The following is a 15,175-nucleotide window of genomic DNA, read 5'->3' on the forward strand; positions in this document are numbered from 1 at the left end:
GATTTCAGGAGTTTCAGTGCTGCGCAGTCACGCCGCCGGTTCGTTGCGGGCCTCCGACGCCGGACAGACGGTCACGCTGGCCGGCTGGGTGTCCACCCGGCGCGATCACGGCGGCGTCATCTTCATCGATCTGCGCGATTCGTCCGGTGTCTCGCAGGTGGTGTTCCACGACGCTGAGGTGCTCGCGCAGGCGCACCGGCTGCGCGCCGAGTTCTGCGTCGCCGTCGAGGGCGTGGTCGGTATCCGCCCCGAGGGCAACGCCAACGCCGAGATCCCCACCGGTGACATCGAAGTCAACGCGACAGCGCTGACGGTGCTGGGGGAGAGCGCCCCGTTGCCGTTCCAGCTCGACGAGCAGCCCGGCGAGGAAGCCCGACTCAAATACCGTTACCTCGACATGCGCAGGCAGGGCGGTCCCGGTGACGCAATCCGGTTGCGCTCCAAGGTCAATGCGGCGGCGCGTTCGGTGCTGGCCGCCCACGACTTCGTCGAGATCGAGACGCCGACGCTGACCCGGTCGACGCCGGAGGGGGCGCGCGACTTCCTGGTGCCGGCCCGGCTGCAGCCCGGTTCGTTCTACGCGCTGCCGCAGAGCCCGCAGCTGTTCAAGCAGCTGCTGATGGTCGCGGGTATGGAGCGCTACTACCAGATCGCACGGTGCTACCGCGACGAGGATTTCCGCGCCGATCGCCAGCCGGAATTCACCCAGCTCGACATGGAGATGAGCTTCGTCGACGCCGACGACGTCATCGCGGTCTCCGAAGAAGTGCTGCGGGCCGTGTGGTCCACGATCGGCTACGACCTCCCGACGCCGATCCCGCGGATGTGTTACGACGAGGCGATGGGCCGATTCGGTACCGACAAGCCCGATCTGCGGTTCGCCGTCGAACTCGTCGAGTGCACCGAGTACTTCAAGGACACGCCGTTCCGGGTGTTCCAGGCGCCCTACGTCGGTGCCGTGGTCATGGCCGGCGGTGCGTCGCAGCCGCGCCGCACCCTGGACGGCTGGCAGGAATTCGCCAAGCAGCGCGGGCACAAGGGCTTGGCGTATGTCCTGATCGGCGAGGACGGTGAGCTGAGCGGCCCGGTCGCCAAGAACCTGTCCGACACCGAACGCGAAGGGCTGGCCGCTCACGTCGGCGCCGCACCGGGCGATTGCGTGTTCTTCGCGGCCGGGACGCCCAAGGGTGCGCGTGCCCTGCTCGGGGCGACGCGCATCGAGATCGCCAAGCGGCTGGACCTCATCGACCCGAACGCCTGGGCCTTCACCTGGATCGTGAAGTGGCCGCTGTTCGAACCGGCCGACGATGCGACCGCGGCCGGCGACGTCGCGGTGGGCTCGGGCAACTGGACCGCGGTGCACCATGCGTTCACCTCGCCGATGCCGGAGTCGGAGGCGACATTCGACACCGATCCGGGGTCGGCGCTGGCCAACGCCTACGACATCGTCTGCAATGGCAACGAGATCGGCGGCGGGTCGATTCGTATCCACCGCCGCGATGTGCAGGAGCGGGTGTTCGCGATGATGGGTATCGATCACGACGAGGCCCGGGAGAAGTTCGGATTCCTGTTGGACGCCTTCACCTTTGGCGCGCCGCCGCACGGCGGCATCGCGTTCGGCTGGGACCGGATCGTCGCGCTGCTGGCCGGGGTCGACTCGATCCGCGAGGTGATCGCGTTCCCGAAGTCCGGCGGCGGAGTCGACCCACTGACCGATGCGCCTGCGCCGATCACCGCTGCGCAGCGCAAGGAATCCGGAATAGATTTCAAGCCGGAGAAGCTGGATAAACCATGACAGACACGCCTGACTTCGCGTCGCTGAACGAATTCAACAAGAACATCGTCGAGGAATTCCGGGCCAACGCCGGAGTCGTCGGCGGACCGTTCGAAGGCCGCCCGCTGCTGCTGTTGCACACCACCGGCGCGAAGTCCGGCGAGCCTCGCCTGGCTCCGCTGGCCTACTTCCACGTCGACGGCAAGCTGATCATCATCGGCTCGAAGGCCGGCGCCGACACCAATCCGGACTGGGTGCACAACCTGCGGGCCAACCCGCGGGCGCATATCGAGATCGGCACCGACGCTTACGACGTGGTCGCGCGTGAGTTCTCGCGCGAGGAGCGCGACGAGGCTTACCCGAAGGTCGTGGCCGAGGCGCCCGGGTTCGGGGAGTATCAGTCCAAGACCAGCCGGGTCATCCCACTGTTCGAGCTCGCCCGGGCGTAGCCGCGCCGCGATGACCATCGAAACGCTTGGCCCGCAGGACCTGTCCTTTCTCGCCCGACCGCTCTACGGCTTCTTCTCGACCGCTGCCGGCCCAGTGCCGCCACAGCCTAGGCCAGTGTGGTTCGAGGTGACCCCAACCGGGCAACTCCAACTCTTCACGGGGGCGGATACCCCGAAGGTGCGTCAGCTGCGTCGCGATTCGCGCGCATCTCTGGTGGTGGCTGCACCGGTCGGCGAGCGTGAACGCTGGGTGTCGGTGGCCGGCCCGACAACTCTGGTCGCCGACGGAGCCTGGGCACTCGTCGAGCGCTTGGCTGCCCGATACTGGGACCTCGACGACCCGATCCGGGCTCAGGATCTGGCGCAGATGCGCGACGAGCAATGGCTGCGAGTCGTCATCGAACCGGAGACTGTCCGCCGCTACGCGATGTGACGCCGCGGCGCGACCTCACTCGGTCACCTTGACGGCCAGTGCCGCCAGTTTGGCGTCGAGCGCCTCGGCGGCGCTGAGCAGCTCCGGGTTCGGCTCCACGAGCATCAGCGACGACGGCTTCACATAGGTCAGGCTGCTGCCGGCGCCCTCGTCGAGGATCAGCAACTCGACCGGGGCGAACAGGCCCGCGGTCACGTCATGCCGAAGCATGGTGATCGCGATCAGCGGGTTGCCGAGGATGACCCGCAACACCCTGCGCGCAATGCCGGCTTTGGCGATCCAGGCACCGTGGTCGAGCAACGCGAACAACATGAATCCGCTTGGCCCGACGTACTTTTCGACTCGAGCCTGATACGACTGCCAGTCGCCGCCGGCCGCCCCGATCTCACCGATCGGCACCGGCTGCTCGCCGATGTCGGCGAGCAGCGCGGTGACCAGGTCGTCGTAGCTCTTGGTGCTGTCGTAGCGCACCCGGACCCCATCGAAGCGGGTCTCGGCCGCCACGTCAGAGCCGCTCGATGATCGTGGCGTTGGCCATCCCGCCGCCCTCGCACATCGTCTGCAGGCCGTAGCGCCCACCCCGCTGCTCCAGGGCATTGACCAGAGTGGTCATGATCCGCGCGCCGCTGGCGCCCAGCGGGTGGCCGATAGCGATCGCACCGCCGTTGACGTTGGTCTTCGTCAGGTCGGCTCCGGTGTCGCGGGCCCAGCTCAACACCACCGGGGCGAACGCCTCGTTCACCTCGAACAGGTCGATATCGGCCAGGGTCAGTCCGGCCTTGGTCAGCACCTTCTCCGTCGCGGGGATGACGCCGGTCAGCATGTACAGCGGATCCGAGCCCACCACAGTGGTGGTGTGGATGCGCGCCAGCGGCTTCCAGCCGTGCTTACGCGCTACCTCCGAGGTGGTGATCAGCACCGCGGCACTGCCGTCAGACAGCGGTGAGGAGTTGCCGGGTGTGATCTCCCAGTTGATCTGCGGAAACCGCGCGGCATAGGCCTCGTTGTAGAACGCCGGCTTCAACCCGGCCAGCGTCTCGACCGTCGTTCCGGGACGGATGATCTCGTCGGTCTGCAGGCCCGCGATCGGCGCCAGTTCGTTGTCGAACAAGCCGTCCTTGGTGGCCTGCGCCGCCTTCTCGTGGCTGCCTGCGGAGAACTCGTCGAGCTCGGTGCGTGAGAGCCCCCAGCGTGCGGCGATCAGCTCCGCGCTGATGCCCTGCGGCACCAGGCCGTCGGAATAGCGCTCGGCGAACCGGGTGCCGAACGGATCGCTACCCGGCAGCACCGACGACCCCATCGGTACCCGGCTCATCGACTCCACGCCGCCGGCGATCACCACGTCGTAGGCGCCGGCGATGACGCCCTGCGCGGCGAACGAGATCGCCTGCTGGCTCGAGCCGCACTGCCGGTCGACGGTCGTGCCGGGCACCGACTCCGGAAAGCCCGCGCCCAGCAGCGCGTTTCGGGCGATGTTGACCGCCTGGTCACCGGCCTGGGTCACCGCGCCCGCGATCACGTCGTCGATCTCGGCCGGGTCGACACCGGTGCGTGCGACCAGCTCGGAGAGGCTGTGCGCCAGCAGATCGGCGGGAAGCACGCCGTGCAACGCACCGCCGGGCTTGCCCTTGCCGATCGGCGTACGGACCGCCGCCACGATGACGGCGTCGCGCCCTGAGTAATCGGCCATGTTGTCCTCCTGAACTGGTCGCTGAGTACTGCGCTCTATACCCAGCTATAACAGCTAGGTATAGTGAAAACAACTCAGAAATGGAGTGACTTACGTGACACTGCTGCAGGGAACCCTGGCCGATCGCGACAGCTGGTCGGCGGTCGGCAAATGCCCGATCGAGAAGACCATGGCGGTCATCGGAACCAAGTCGGCGATGCTGATCCTCCGGGAGGCGTATTACGGCACCACCCGATTCGACGACTTCGCCCGGCGGGTGGGCATCACCAAGGCCGCCACATCGGCACGGCTCACCGAACTCGTCGACGCCGGACTGCTGACCAGGCGGCCCTACCGCGAGCCGGGGCAGCGGGTGCGCGACGAGTACGTGCTCACCGAGTCGGGCACCGAACTGATGCCGGTGGTGTGGGCGATGTTCGAGTGGGGGCGGCGCCATCTCGCCCAGGACACCCGGCTGCGGCTGACCCACCTCGACTGCGGCGCCGAGGCGACCGTCGAAATCCGTTGCGCACAGGGGCATCTCGTCCCGCCTGACGAGCTGGGTGTGGAGCTCAGGAGAAAAGGTGCGGCGCCTGCGCCGCGGTGAGACCGCCCCCGCTTACGATGGCCGGTGTGGACTCCACGCTGGCGTACATCGATCAAGGATCCTTCCTCGGGTTGCGGGCGCTCGGTCGCGGACCGCTGGCCCAGTACGCCTGGATCTATGAGCACCCGGTCGACTTCGACGGGCTGCGTCGCTTCCACCACAACCTCGGCCGCGGCCTGTTGGGGCGGCGGATCGAACGCTCGCCGCTGCCGTTCGGCCGCGACCACTGGGTGGCGTGGACCGGCCCGGCTGACATCGACGTCGCGGCGGTCGCCCGCCCCCGCGCCGAGGCGCTGGACTGGCTCGACGAGCAGATTCGCGTCCCGATCGATCCCGAAGGCGGCCCGTCGTGGCGGCTGGCCGTCCAGCCCTTCACCGAGGGCGGGGCGGTCATCACGCTGATCGCCTCGCATTCGATCTGCGACGGGCTGGCGATCACCCTGGCCATCAAGCAGGCCGCCAGTGGGGAGACCTGGGACCTCGGCTATCCGAAACCCCACTCCCGTACCCGCGGGCAGGCCCTGCGCGAAGACGCCGCGGGCCTGGTGCGTGCGGTGCCCGACTTCGCCAAGGCGATCGGTGCCGCGGTGAAACTGGCCCGCAACAACCGCAATGAACTGAGCTCGTCGGCCGGACGCTCAGCGCCGGCGCCGGCCAAGATCGACGAAAGCCGACTTGTCACCGTCCCTGCGCTGGTCGCCTACATCGACGAGGCTCACTGGCAACAGCGCATGGAAAGCCTTGGTGGAACAAGCAATTCGTTGTTCGCCGGAATCGCGGCCAAGCTGGGCCAGGAGCAGGGCCGGGTCGACGACACCGGTCGGGTCCGGCTGCAGTTTCCGGTCAGCGAACGCACCGAGGGTGACACGCGGGCCAACGCGCTGACCGGGATGACGGTGAGCATCGATCCTGCCAACGTCACGCAGACGCTGCGAGATGTGCGTGCCGAACTGAAGAAGAACCTGGCCGCGCTGTCGGAGAGCCGCTTCGAGTTGCTAGGTCCGGTGGCACTGGCGCCGCTGATCCCGCCCGGGCTGGCCCGTCGGCTGGAGGGGATGGCGCTCGGGGCTGGCGCGCCGATCGGCTGCTCAAACCTCGGCAAGCTGGACCCGGCGGTGAACCGGCCAGACGGCACCGACGCCGACCACATCGTCGTGCGTCAGCTGGAGTCGCGGATCACCGCGGACATTCTCGACCGGCTCGGCGGCACCCTGTTCCTGGCGTCGGGTCAGGTCAACGGCGAGGTTTCGCTCTCGGTCTCGGCGTGGCGCCCCGGCGGCCCGAACAGCAAAGACCTGCTGAAGACCTCGGTGGCCACGGTCCTCGGAGAATTCGGGCTCGACGCCACGATCGAGTAACCGGATCGTGTGACACCTGTCAGAAAGTCTGGCGGCCCATGAGGCTGATCACACGGGTTATGCTGACGAGATCCGTTAGTCCTACTATGTAGCGGTGCTAAATGGGGCCGCAGTGATTCGACAGGCCGATCCGCGAGGCCAGAAGGGGGTCCGGTCGTGACGCTGGAAAGCCAGACCTACGCCGCCTCGGGCGCGCCGTCAGACGAAGCCCCGGCCGGCCCGGAGCAGCCGCAGGCTCAACCCGCAGGTCATCGCTCCAAGCGCCGCGGACCGCTGCAGCTCCTGCGCAAGATATGGCTGCCGATCGTCATCCTCCTGGTGATCGCCGTCGCCGCCTTCGGTGTTTTCCGCCTGCACGGCGTGTTCGGCAAGACCGAGACGACCAGGCCCGGTAGCGGCTTGGCCAACGACACCAAGCCGTTCAACCCGAAGACCGTGGTCTACGAGATCTACGGCCCGCCGGGAGCCGTTGCGACCATCAACTACCTCGACCTCGACGCCCAGCCGCAGATCGTGCGCGACGTCACGCTCCCGTGGTCGCTGACCCTGACGACCACCGCGCCGGCAGCCTCGGCCAACATCGTCGCCCAGGGCGACAGTGACACCATCGGTTGCCGGATCACCGTCAATGGCGAGCTCAAGGACGAGAAAACCAACACCGGGGTGAACGCGCAGACCTTCTGCCTGGTCAAGTCCGCATGATCCTGCTCAACAAGGACGAAAAGCCCGAGGCGGCGCCCGGTAAGCGGCCGCACATCGCACAGTGGGTCCGCTGGTTGTCGGTTCCGATCATTCTGGGCTGGCTGGCGCTGACTGTCATCACCAACATCGTGGTGCCGCAGATCGAGGTCGTCGGTCAGATGCAGTCGGTGCCGATGACCGCGATGGATGCGCCGTCGTCGGTCGCGATGAGCACGATCGGCACGACGTTCCAGGAGTTCAAGTCGAACACCTCGGTGATGATCGTGCTGGAAGGCGATCAGCCGCTCGGCGACTCCGCACACCAGTACTACAACGAGATCGTCAAGAAACTCGAAGCCGACAAGGCGCACGTCGAGCACATCCAGGACTTCTGGAGTGACCCGCTGACCGCTGCCGGCTCGCAGAGCGCCGACGGAAAATCCGCCTACGTGCAGGCCTACCTGGTCGGCAACATGGGTGAGGGTATCGCCAACGAGTCGGTTGAGGCCGTCAAGAAGATCGTCGAGAGCGTGCCCGCGCCGGCGGGGATCAAGGCCTATGTGGCCGGGTCGTCGGCGCTGATCAACGACACCCACATCGCCGGTGACCGCAGCCTCAAGATCATCACCGGCCTGACGTTCGGCGTGATCACCGTGATGCTGCTGGTGGTCTACCGCTCGATCGTCACGGTCCTGATCGCGCTGGTGATGGTGTTCCTCGAACTGGGGGCGGCCCGAGGCGTCGTGGCGTTCCTGGGGTATCACCACTTGATCGGGCTGTCGACGTTCGCGGTGAACCTGCTGGTGATGGTCGCGATCGCGGCAGGCACCGACTACGTGATCTTCCTGTTCGGCCGCTATCAGGAGGCCCGGAGCAAGGGCGCCGACAAGGAATCGGCCTATTACGAGATGTATCACGGCACCGGGCACGTGATCGTCGGGTCCGGGATGACAATTGCCGGCGCGCTGTTTTGTCTGCATTTCACCCGAAGCCCGATGTTCCAGTCGATGGGTGTTCCGCTCTTCGTCGGCATGGTGGTGGTCGTTTCCGCCGCGATGACACTCGGTCCCGCCGTCGTCACCGCGGCCAGCCGCTTCGGCCTGCTGGAGCCCAAAGCTGCGTCCCGGGAACGCTTCTGGCGACGCATCGGTACGGCCGTGGTCCGCTGGCCGGGTCCCATCCTGGTGGCGACGACCTTCGTCTGCCTGATCGGGCTGCTTGCGCTGCCCGGCTACCGAACCGACTACAACGACCGGCACTACCTGCCTGCCGACATCCCGGCCAGCGAGGGGTTCGCGGCCGCCGAGCGACACTTCCCGGAGTCTCGTCTGAGCCCCGAGTTGTTGATGCTGCAGAGCGATCACGACCTGCGCAATTCCGCCGACTTCCTGGTGATCGACCGGGTTGCCAAGGCCATCTTCCACACCCCGGGCATCGGGCGGGTGCAGACCATCACCCGGCCGCTTGGCACCCCGATCGAGCACAGCTCCATCCCGTTCCTGCTCGGTATGCAGGGCACCACGCAGACGCTGAATCAGTCCTACATGCAGGACCGGATGAAGGACATGCTGAAGATGGGCGACGACATGAACGTCTCCATCGCCACGATGACGCAGATGTACGACCTGCTCGGACAGCTCAACGCGGTCACCCACAGCATGGTCGGCAAGATGGACCTGACGCTTGCCGACATCCAGACGCTGCGCAACCACATCGCCGACTTCGACGACTTCTTCCGGCCGATCCGCAACTACTTCTACTGGGAACCGCACTGTTTCGACATCCCGGTGTGCTGGTCGATCCGGTCGGTGTTCGACACCCTCGACGGCATCGACACGATGACCGACGACTTCCAGGTCCTGGTACCTGACCTGCACAAGCTCGACCTGTTGACGGCCCAGATGCGCACGCTGATGCCGCCGATGATCGACACGATGCGCTCGATGCGGACCATGCAGCTGACCCTGCAGAGCACCCAGTCCGGTCAGCAGGACCAGATCGCGGCCATGCAGGAGAACCAGAGCGCGATGGGCAAGGCCTTCGACGAGGCCAAGAACGACGACTCGTTCTACCTCCCGCCGGAGGCGTTCGACAATCCGGACTTCAAGCGCGGCATGAAGATGTTCTTGTCGCCGGACGGAAAAGCGGTGCGGTTCATCATCTCCCACGAGGGAGATCCGATGTCGCCGGAGGGTCTCAGCCATATCGACCCGATCAAGAATGCGGCGTTCGAGGCGATCAAGGGCACCCCGCTGGAGGGATCGAAGATCTATCTCGCCGGCACCGCGGCCAGCTTCAAGGACATGCAGGACAGCGCCGACTACGACTTGATGATCGCCGGGTTGGCAGCCCTGTGTCTGATCTTCATCATCATGCTGATCATCACCCGGGCCGTGGTGGCCTCCGCGGTGATCGTGGGCACGGTCGCGTTGTCGCTCGGCACCTCATTCGGCTTGTCGGTGCTGATCTGGCAGGACCTGATCGGTCGTCCGTTGCACTGGATGGTGATGGTGATGGCGATCGTCATCCTGCTGGCGGTCGGTTCCGACTACAACCTGCTGCTGGTGGCGCGCCTCAAGGAGGAGATCCCGGCCGGGCTGAAGACCGGCATCATCCGCGCGATGGGCGGCAGCGGTTCGGTGGTCACCTCCGCCGGCCTGGTGTTCGCGGTGACGATGGCGGCCATGGCCTTCAGCGAACTGACGGTCATCGCACAGGTCGGCACCACCATCGGCATGGGCCTGTTGGTCGACACGCTGGTGATCCGGTCGTTCATGACGCCGTCGATCGCCGCCCTGTTGGGCAGATGGTTCTGGTGGCCGCAGCGGGTGCGTCCGCGTCCGGTGCCTAGCCCGTGGCCGACCCCGGCTGCCAGGGCGGCGAACACCGAGCCGATCCCGGCCCAATCCCAGCAGTAGCCAACCGCTTTCGGCGCGGTCGGGGTCAGTGCATGGCGTTGTGGGCGCCGTCCACGCAGCCGCGCTGGTAGCTTGCGGCGTGCTGGGCGGCCTGGCCCGCGCAGTACGCCGCGATCGACTCCTCATGGGCCTGGTAGCCGCCGGCGTCGACCCACCGCTGCCCGTCGGCGTAGCCGGCCCAGTAGTCGCTGTCCTTGCGGTCCGAGGTCACCATGAAGACCACGCCCAGGATGGCGAACAGCGCGATCACGAGCACGGCCTGAACCCAGCGGTTGCTGAGCCAGGGCCACAGACGGGCGGGTATCCACTGCGGCTTGGGCCGATCCACAACGAAGATTCTTGCACCACTGGGGAAGTAGTCTCGCGGTTGTGCTGCATCTGCGGGTGATCGCGCCGGTCGACCTTCGTGACGACGTGTTGGCTGTCCTGCAGCGGCAGGTCGGGGTGACGCACCTGGTGGTCCATCAGGGGGCTGCGCTGGACCCGCCCGGTGACGAGATCTCCGCCGACATCGCACGGGAATGCGCCAACGACGTCATCGACGACCTGAAGGCACTGGATCTTCACCACAACGGCGCCATCACCCTCGATCTGGTGGACACCGTGGTGTCCACTGCGGCCTACCGCGCCGAGAAGCAGGCCGACGGCGACCCGGGCGACGCGATCGTCTGGGAGGAGCTCTCGGCCCGGACCCGCGAGGAGTCCACGCTCAACATCACCTTCCTGTTGTTTCTGTGCCTGGCGTGCATGATCGCCGCGGTGGGCGTGGTGACCGACTCTCCGGTCACGGTGGTCGGCGCCATGGTCGTCGGCCCGGAGTTCGGCCCGCTGGCCGCCCTGGCGGTGGCGTTGGTGCGCCGCAGGCTGGACCTGGCCCGCCGGGCGTCACTGGCGCTGCTGGTCGGGTTCCCGGTTGCCATGGCCGCCACCGCCGCGTTCGTGCTCGGCGGCGAGGCGCTGGGCTGGATCAAGCTGGGCAGCACCCGCCAGCTCACCGACGTCGACTTCATCTTTCAGGTCGGCCCGCTGTCGTTCGTCGTCGCGCTGCTGGCCGGTGCGGCAGGCATGCTGTCGTTGGTGTCGGCGAAATCCGCCGCCCTGGTCGGGGTGTTCATCTCGGTGACCACCGTGCCGGCCGCGGGTTTCGCGGTCGTCGCCGCGTCGGTCGGGGAGTGGGACGTGGCGGTCGAATCCGCGGCGCAACTGGCGATCAACCTGGTGGGCATCACCCTGGCCGGGGTGTTGGTGCTGGCGACGCGCCGCCGTCACGAGACGCGCCGCCACGGTATGGGCTGACCGCGGCGGGACAGTTGACCGACTAGTGTCTAGCGCCTGTGGGGTGGATGATCAACATCGCAAGTCTCAAGGACCATGTATCGCGTCGCGGAATCGCGATGACTGTGTTTGCCGCCGTGGTCGCAGGTCTCGCAGTCGCAACGCTGCTCCACGTCCCGACCCCTCCCGATGTCGGCCCCGGCACACCCGAGCCGAGTCGTACCAACGCCCCCTGGATCGAGCCTGCGAGGGCTCCCGGACCGGCCGTCGAGACCCCGAGTTCTGCTGCGGCCGCGCCGGCGCCGCCACCGGCTCCGCCGCCGGTGCCGGAACCCGTTCCGGCGATCACACCGACGCCTGTTCCGAGCCCCACGTACACACCGACTCCGACCTACACGCCGACCCCGACTCAGACAGCGGCTCCGGCGCAGACGGCGACCGAGGCGACGACCAGCCCGACGGAGACATCCACCACTCCCAGCGAGCAGCCCGCGTTCCCCATCCGGCCCAGCCGGGCGCCGTCAACCGTGCTTCCCAACGGCGGACGGCGTAGCTGAGAAGCGCGGGCCGCCGCACCGCGCCATGCGTTTTCGAGGGTCTTGTGATGGGATTAGCGGCCTATGGGCATCAAAGTGGCGCTCGAGCACCGCACCACCTACACCTTCGACCGATTGGTGGAGGTGCACCCGCATGTCGTCCGGCTGCGTCCCGCGCCGCACTCGCGCACGCCCATTGAGGCCTATTCGCTGGAAGTCGAGCCCGCCGACCACTTCATCAACTGGCAGCAGGACGCCTTCGGGAACTTCTTGGCCCGGCTCGTGTTTCCCACCCGGACACGGGAACTCACCATCAAGGTCGGGCTGATCGCCGACCTCAAGGTCATCAACCCGTTCGACTTCTTCATCGAGGACTACGCGGAGACCTTCCCGTTCGTCTACCCCAAGGCGCTCAAGGACGACCTGGAGCCCTACCTGCGGCCGGTCGACGAAGGCGACGAGGGATCGGGGCCGGGGGACCTGGTGGGGTCGTGGGTGCGGGACTTCGTCGTCGCACCCGGGACCCGGACCATCGACTTCCTCGTGGCGCTGAACCGCGCGGTCAACGGCGACGTCGGCTACAGCGTCCGGATGGAGGCCGGGGTGCAGACCCCGGATCACACCCTGCGCACCGGGATCGGGTCCTGCCGCGACTCCGCGTGGCTGCTGGTGTCGATCCTTCGGGGACTGGGGTTGGCGGCCCGGTTCGTATCGGGCTATCTGGTGCAGCTGACCTCCGATGTCGAGGCGCTCGACGGTCCGTCCGGGCCGGCGGCCGATTTCACCGACCTGCACGCCTGGACCGAGGTCTACGTTCCGGGCGCCGGCTGGATCGGGCTGGACCCCACCTCCGGTCTGTTCGCCGGAGAGGGGCACATCCCGCTGGCCGCCACGCCGCACCCGTCGTCGGCAGCCCCGATCACCGGTACCACCGGGATCGCCGAGGCGACCCTCGATTTCGCGAACATCGTGACCCGCGTGCACGAGGATCCGCGTGTCACGCTGCCCTACACCGACACCGCCTGGGCCGCCATCAACCAACTAGGCGCCCGCATCGACGAGCGACTGGCCGATGCCGATGTACGGCTGACCGTGGGCGGCGAGCCCACCTTCGTCTCGGTGGACAACCAGCTCGACGAGGAGTGGATCACCGCCGCCGACGGCCCGCACAAGCGGGAGCGAGCCTCGGTGCTGGCCGCGCGGCTCAAGGCGGTATGGGCGCCCGGTGGTCTGGTGCAGCGCAGCCAGGGCAAGTGGTATCCGGGAGAACCGTTGCCGCGCTGGCAGATCGGCATCCACTGGCGCCGCGACGGGGCGCCGCTGTGGGCCGACGGCGCGCTGCTGGCCGACCCGTGGGGCCCCCACGACCACGTCAACGTGCAAGCGGCGCAACAGATCCTGTCGGCGATCGCCGACGGCCTCGGCCTGCCTGCCACCCAGGTGCGGGCGGCCTTCGAGGACCCGCTGAGCCGGTTGGCCCAGGCCGCGCGCCTGCCCGCCGGCGACCCCGTCGGCCCTGGCGACGACCTGGAGACCGACACCGCGGCCGCGCGGGCGGCGCTGCTGGCCCGCCTGGAAGAGCCGGTCACCGAGCCGGCCGCCTACGTGCTGCCGCTGCACCGGCGCGAGGACGACGCGGGCTGGGCCAGTGCGGACTGGCGGCTGCGGCGCGGCCGGGTGGTGTTGCTCGAGGGCGACTCGCCGGCCGGGCTTCGCCTCCCGCTGGACTCGATCAGCTGGCAGCCGCCGCGCCCATCGGCGCCCGCCGACCCGATTGCCAGCGGCGTGCGCGCGCTTCCGGGCGCTCCCGGAACCGACGACGCCGCCGTGGAGGATTCGGCCACTGCGCCCACCACCGCGATGGTCGCCGAGGTTCGCGACGGTCTGCTCTACATCTTCATCCCACCCACCGAGGAGCTGGAACACTTCGTCGACCTGATCGCCCGGGTGGAGGCGGCCGCCGCCAAGGTCGCCTGCGCAGTGGTCGTCGAGGGTTACGGGCCACCGCCGGACGCGCGCCTGCAATCCATGTCCATCACGCCGGATCCCGGTGTCATCGAGGTCAACGTCACGCCCGCCGCCAGCTTCGCCGAGCAGCGTGAGCAGCTGCGCACCCTGTACGAGGAGGCCCGCCTGGCCCGGCTGTCGACCGAGTCGTTCGACGTCGACGGGACGCACGGCGGAACCGGCGGCGGTAACCACATCACGCTGGGCGGCATCACCCCGGCCGACTCGCCGTTGCTGCGCCGACCCGATCTGCTGGTGTCGCTGTTGACCTACTGGCAGCGCCACCCGGCGCTGTCGTACTTGTTCGCCGGCCGGTTCATCGGCACCACGTCGCAGGCGCCCCGGGTCGACGAGGGCCGCTCCGAAGCGCTCTACGAACTCGAGATCGCCTTCGCCGAGATCGCCCGGCTGACCGCGGAGGACGCCTCCCGACCCGAGGACGGTGGCTCGGCAAGCGCCGCTCCCGATCATGGTCGCTCCGCAAGCGCCGCTCCGTGGATCGCCGACCGGGCGTTGCGCCACCTGCTCACCGACATCACCGGCAACACCCACCGCGCAGAGTTCTGCATCGACAAGCTCTACAGCCCGGACAGTCCCCGCGGCCGGCTGGGCCTGCTGGAGCTGCGCGGGTTCGAGATGCCCCCGCACTTCCAGATGGCGATGGTGCAGTCGCTGCTGGTGCGCGCGCTGGTCGCCCGGTTCTGGGACCAGCCGCTGCGGGCACCGCTGATCCGGCATGGCCTCAACCTGCATGGACGATACCTGTTGCCGCACTTCATCATTCACGACATCGCCGATGTCTGCGCCGACCTGCGCGCACACGACGTCAACTTCGACACCAGCTGGCTGGACCCGTTCACCGAGTTCCGCTTCCCGCGGGTGGGCACCGCGGTGTTCGACCACGTCGAGATCGAGCTGCGCGGCGCCATCGAACCGTGGAACACCCTCGGCGAGGAATCCACCGGTACCGGCACCGCGCGCTACGTCGACTCCTCGGTGGAGCGCATCCAGGTCCGCACCATCGGCGCCGACCGGCAGCGCCACATCCTCACCTGCAACGGTTACCCGATCCCGATGCTGGCGACCGACAACCCCGACGTCCTGGTCGGCGGCGTCCGCTACCGGGCCTGGCAGCCGCCGAGCGCGCTGCACCCGACCATCACCGTCGACGGGCCGCTGCGGTTCGAACTCGTCGACACGGCCACCGGGACGTCCCGCGGTGGCTGCACCTATCACGTCTCGCACCCCGGCGGCCGGGCGTACGACACCCCGCCGGTCAACGCGGTGGAGGCCGAATCGCGCCGCGGGCGGCGCTTCGAAGCCACCGGGTTCACCCCCGGCAAGGTCGACGTCGCCGATATCAGGGAGAAACTCGCCCGGCAAACCACGGACGTCGGCGCGCCGGGGATCCTCGACCTGCGACGGGCCCGCACAGTGCTGCAGAACTGATGGGGACCACCGACCCGAA

At 67.9% G+C, this 15,175-nt stretch carries 13 protein-coding genes; 9 read left to right on the top strand and 4 right to left on the bottom strand.

What is annotated here, in order from left to right; all coding sequences use genetic code 11:
• The first annotated feature begins 16 nt into the window (after positions 1-16).
• Genes aspS through G6N32_RS11285 form a run of 3 tightly spaced genes read left to right on the top strand, consistent with a single transcriptional unit; the run spans position 17 to position 2,656 of the window.
• On the top strand, positions 17-1,795 hold the full coding sequence (gene aspS / locus G6N32_RS11275) for an aspartate--tRNA ligase (protein ID WP_115319668.1): 1,779 nt from the start codon (positions 17-19) through the stop codon (positions 1,793-1,795).
• Positions 1,792-2,223, top strand: coding sequence for a nitroreductase family deazaflavin-dependent oxidoreductase (locus G6N32_RS11280; protein WP_115319669.1), 432 nt, complete (start codon positions 1,792-1,794; stop codon positions 2,221-2,223). The genes aspS and G6N32_RS11280 overlap by 4 nt, the downstream gene beginning before the upstream one ends.
• Positions 2,224-2,233: 10 nt before the next feature.
• A complete protein-coding gene (locus G6N32_RS11285) occupies positions 2,234-2,656 on the top strand; it encodes a pyridoxamine 5'-phosphate oxidase family protein (RefSeq protein WP_115319670.1) in 423 nt (140 codons plus the stop codon).
• 15 nt (positions 2,657-2,671) lie between these two features.
• Here the strand turns inward: G6N32_RS11285 and G6N32_RS11290 are convergent, their stop codons facing one another.
• Positions 2,672-3,160: a DUF302 domain-containing protein gene (locus G6N32_RS11290; protein WP_232077605.1), complete on the bottom strand. Its 489-nt coding sequence runs from the start codon at positions 3,158-3,160 to the stop codon at positions 2,672-2,674.
• 1 nt (position 3,161) lies between these two features.
• A complete protein-coding gene (locus G6N32_RS11295) occupies positions 3,162-4,346 on the bottom strand; it encodes a thiolase family protein (RefSeq protein WP_115319672.1) in 1,185 nt (394 codons plus the stop codon).
• 94 nt (positions 4,347-4,440) lie between these two features.
• On the opposite strand from G6N32_RS11295, the gene G6N32_RS11300 reads away from it, so the two are divergent.
• The 4 genes from G6N32_RS11300 to G6N32_RS11315 all read left to right on the top strand — a co-directional run bounded on the left by G6N32_RS11300 (position 4,441) and on the right by G6N32_RS11315 (position 9,889).
• Entirely contained in the window at positions 4,441-4,932 is a 492-nt protein-coding gene (locus tag G6N32_RS11300; protein ID WP_115321092.1) for a winged helix-turn-helix transcriptional regulator, read from the top strand.
• Between the two features lie 17 nt (positions 4,933-4,949).
• Positions 4,950-6,290, top strand: coding sequence for a condensation domain-containing protein (locus tag G6N32_RS11305; protein ID WP_115319673.1), 1,341 nt, complete (start codon positions 4,950-4,952; stop codon positions 6,288-6,290).
• A gap of 273 nt (positions 6,291-6,563) precedes the next feature.
• On the top strand, positions 6,564-6,992 hold the full coding sequence (locus G6N32_RS11310) for an MmpS family transport accessory protein (protein WP_163789543.1): 429 nt from the start codon (positions 6,564-6,566) through the stop codon (positions 6,990-6,992).
• A complete protein-coding gene (locus G6N32_RS11315; protein ID WP_115319675.1) occupies positions 6,989-9,889 on the top strand; it encodes an MMPL/RND family transporter in 2,901 nt (966 codons plus the stop codon). Before G6N32_RS11310 ends, G6N32_RS11315 begins: the two co-directional genes overlap by 4 nt.
• 25 nt (positions 9,890-9,914) lie before the next feature.
• On the opposite strand, the gene G6N32_RS11320 is transcribed toward G6N32_RS11315, so the two are convergent.
• Positions 9,915-10,217 carry a hypothetical protein gene (locus G6N32_RS11320; protein ID WP_115319676.1) on the bottom strand — a complete coding sequence of 101 codons (303 nt, stop codon included), beginning with the start codon at positions 10,215-10,217 and terminating at the stop codon, positions 9,915-9,917.
• Between the two features lie 41 nt (positions 10,218-10,258).
• Here G6N32_RS11320 and G6N32_RS11325 point away from each other — a divergent pair, with 41 nt between their 5' ends.
• Entirely contained in the window at positions 10,259-11,185 is a 927-nt protein-coding gene (locus G6N32_RS11325) for a DUF389 domain-containing protein (RefSeq protein WP_115319677.1), read from the top strand.
• 388 nt (positions 11,186-11,573) lie between these two features.
• Here G6N32_RS11325 and G6N32_RS29100 read toward each other — a convergent pair whose 3' ends face one another.
• Positions 11,574-11,702 (bottom strand): hypothetical protein, encoded by a 129-nt coding sequence (locus tag G6N32_RS29100; RefSeq protein ID WP_272871149.1) that lies wholly within the window; start codon positions 11,700-11,702, stop codon positions 11,574-11,576.
• An 82-nt stretch (positions 11,703-11,784) separates the two neighbouring features.
• On the opposite strand from G6N32_RS29100, the gene G6N32_RS11330 reads away from it, so the two are divergent.
• Entirely contained in the window at positions 11,785-15,156 is a 3,372-nt protein-coding gene (locus G6N32_RS11330; protein WP_115319678.1) for a transglutaminase family protein, read from the top strand.
• The last annotated feature ends 19 nt before the right edge of the window (positions 15,157-15,175 follow it).

The sequence above is a fragment of the Mycolicibacterium aichiense genome (assembly GCF_010726245.1).
In the GTDB taxonomy this organism is placed as follows: domain Bacteria; phylum Actinomycetota; class Actinomycetes; order Mycobacteriales; family Mycobacteriaceae; genus Mycobacterium; species Mycobacterium aichiense.

Bases quoted from the DNA above. Each gene is read 5' to 3' on its own strand.
- G6N32_RS11280 (WP_115319669.1), top strand. From the start codon at position 1,792: ATGACAGACACGCCTGACTTCGCGTCGCTGAACGAATTCAACAAGAAC.
- G6N32_RS11285 (WP_115319670.1), top strand. From the start codon at position 2,234: ATGACCATCGAAACGCTTGGCCCGCAGGACCTGTCCTTTCTCGCCCGA.
- G6N32_RS11295 (WP_115319672.1), bottom strand. From the start codon at position 4,346: ATGGCCGATTACTCAGGGCGCGACGCCGTCATCGTGGCGGCGGTCCGT.
- G6N32_RS11305 (WP_115319673.1), top strand. From the start codon at position 4,950: ATGGCCGGTGTGGACTCCACGCTGGCGTACATCGATCAAGGATCCTTC.
- G6N32_RS11315 (WP_115319675.1), top strand. From the start codon at position 6,989: ATGATCCTGCTCAACAAGGACGAAAAGCCCGAGGCGGCGCCCGGTAAG.
- G6N32_RS11330 (WP_115319678.1), top strand. From the start codon at position 11,785: ATGGGCATCAAAGTGGCGCTCGAGCACCGCACCACCTACACCTTCGAC.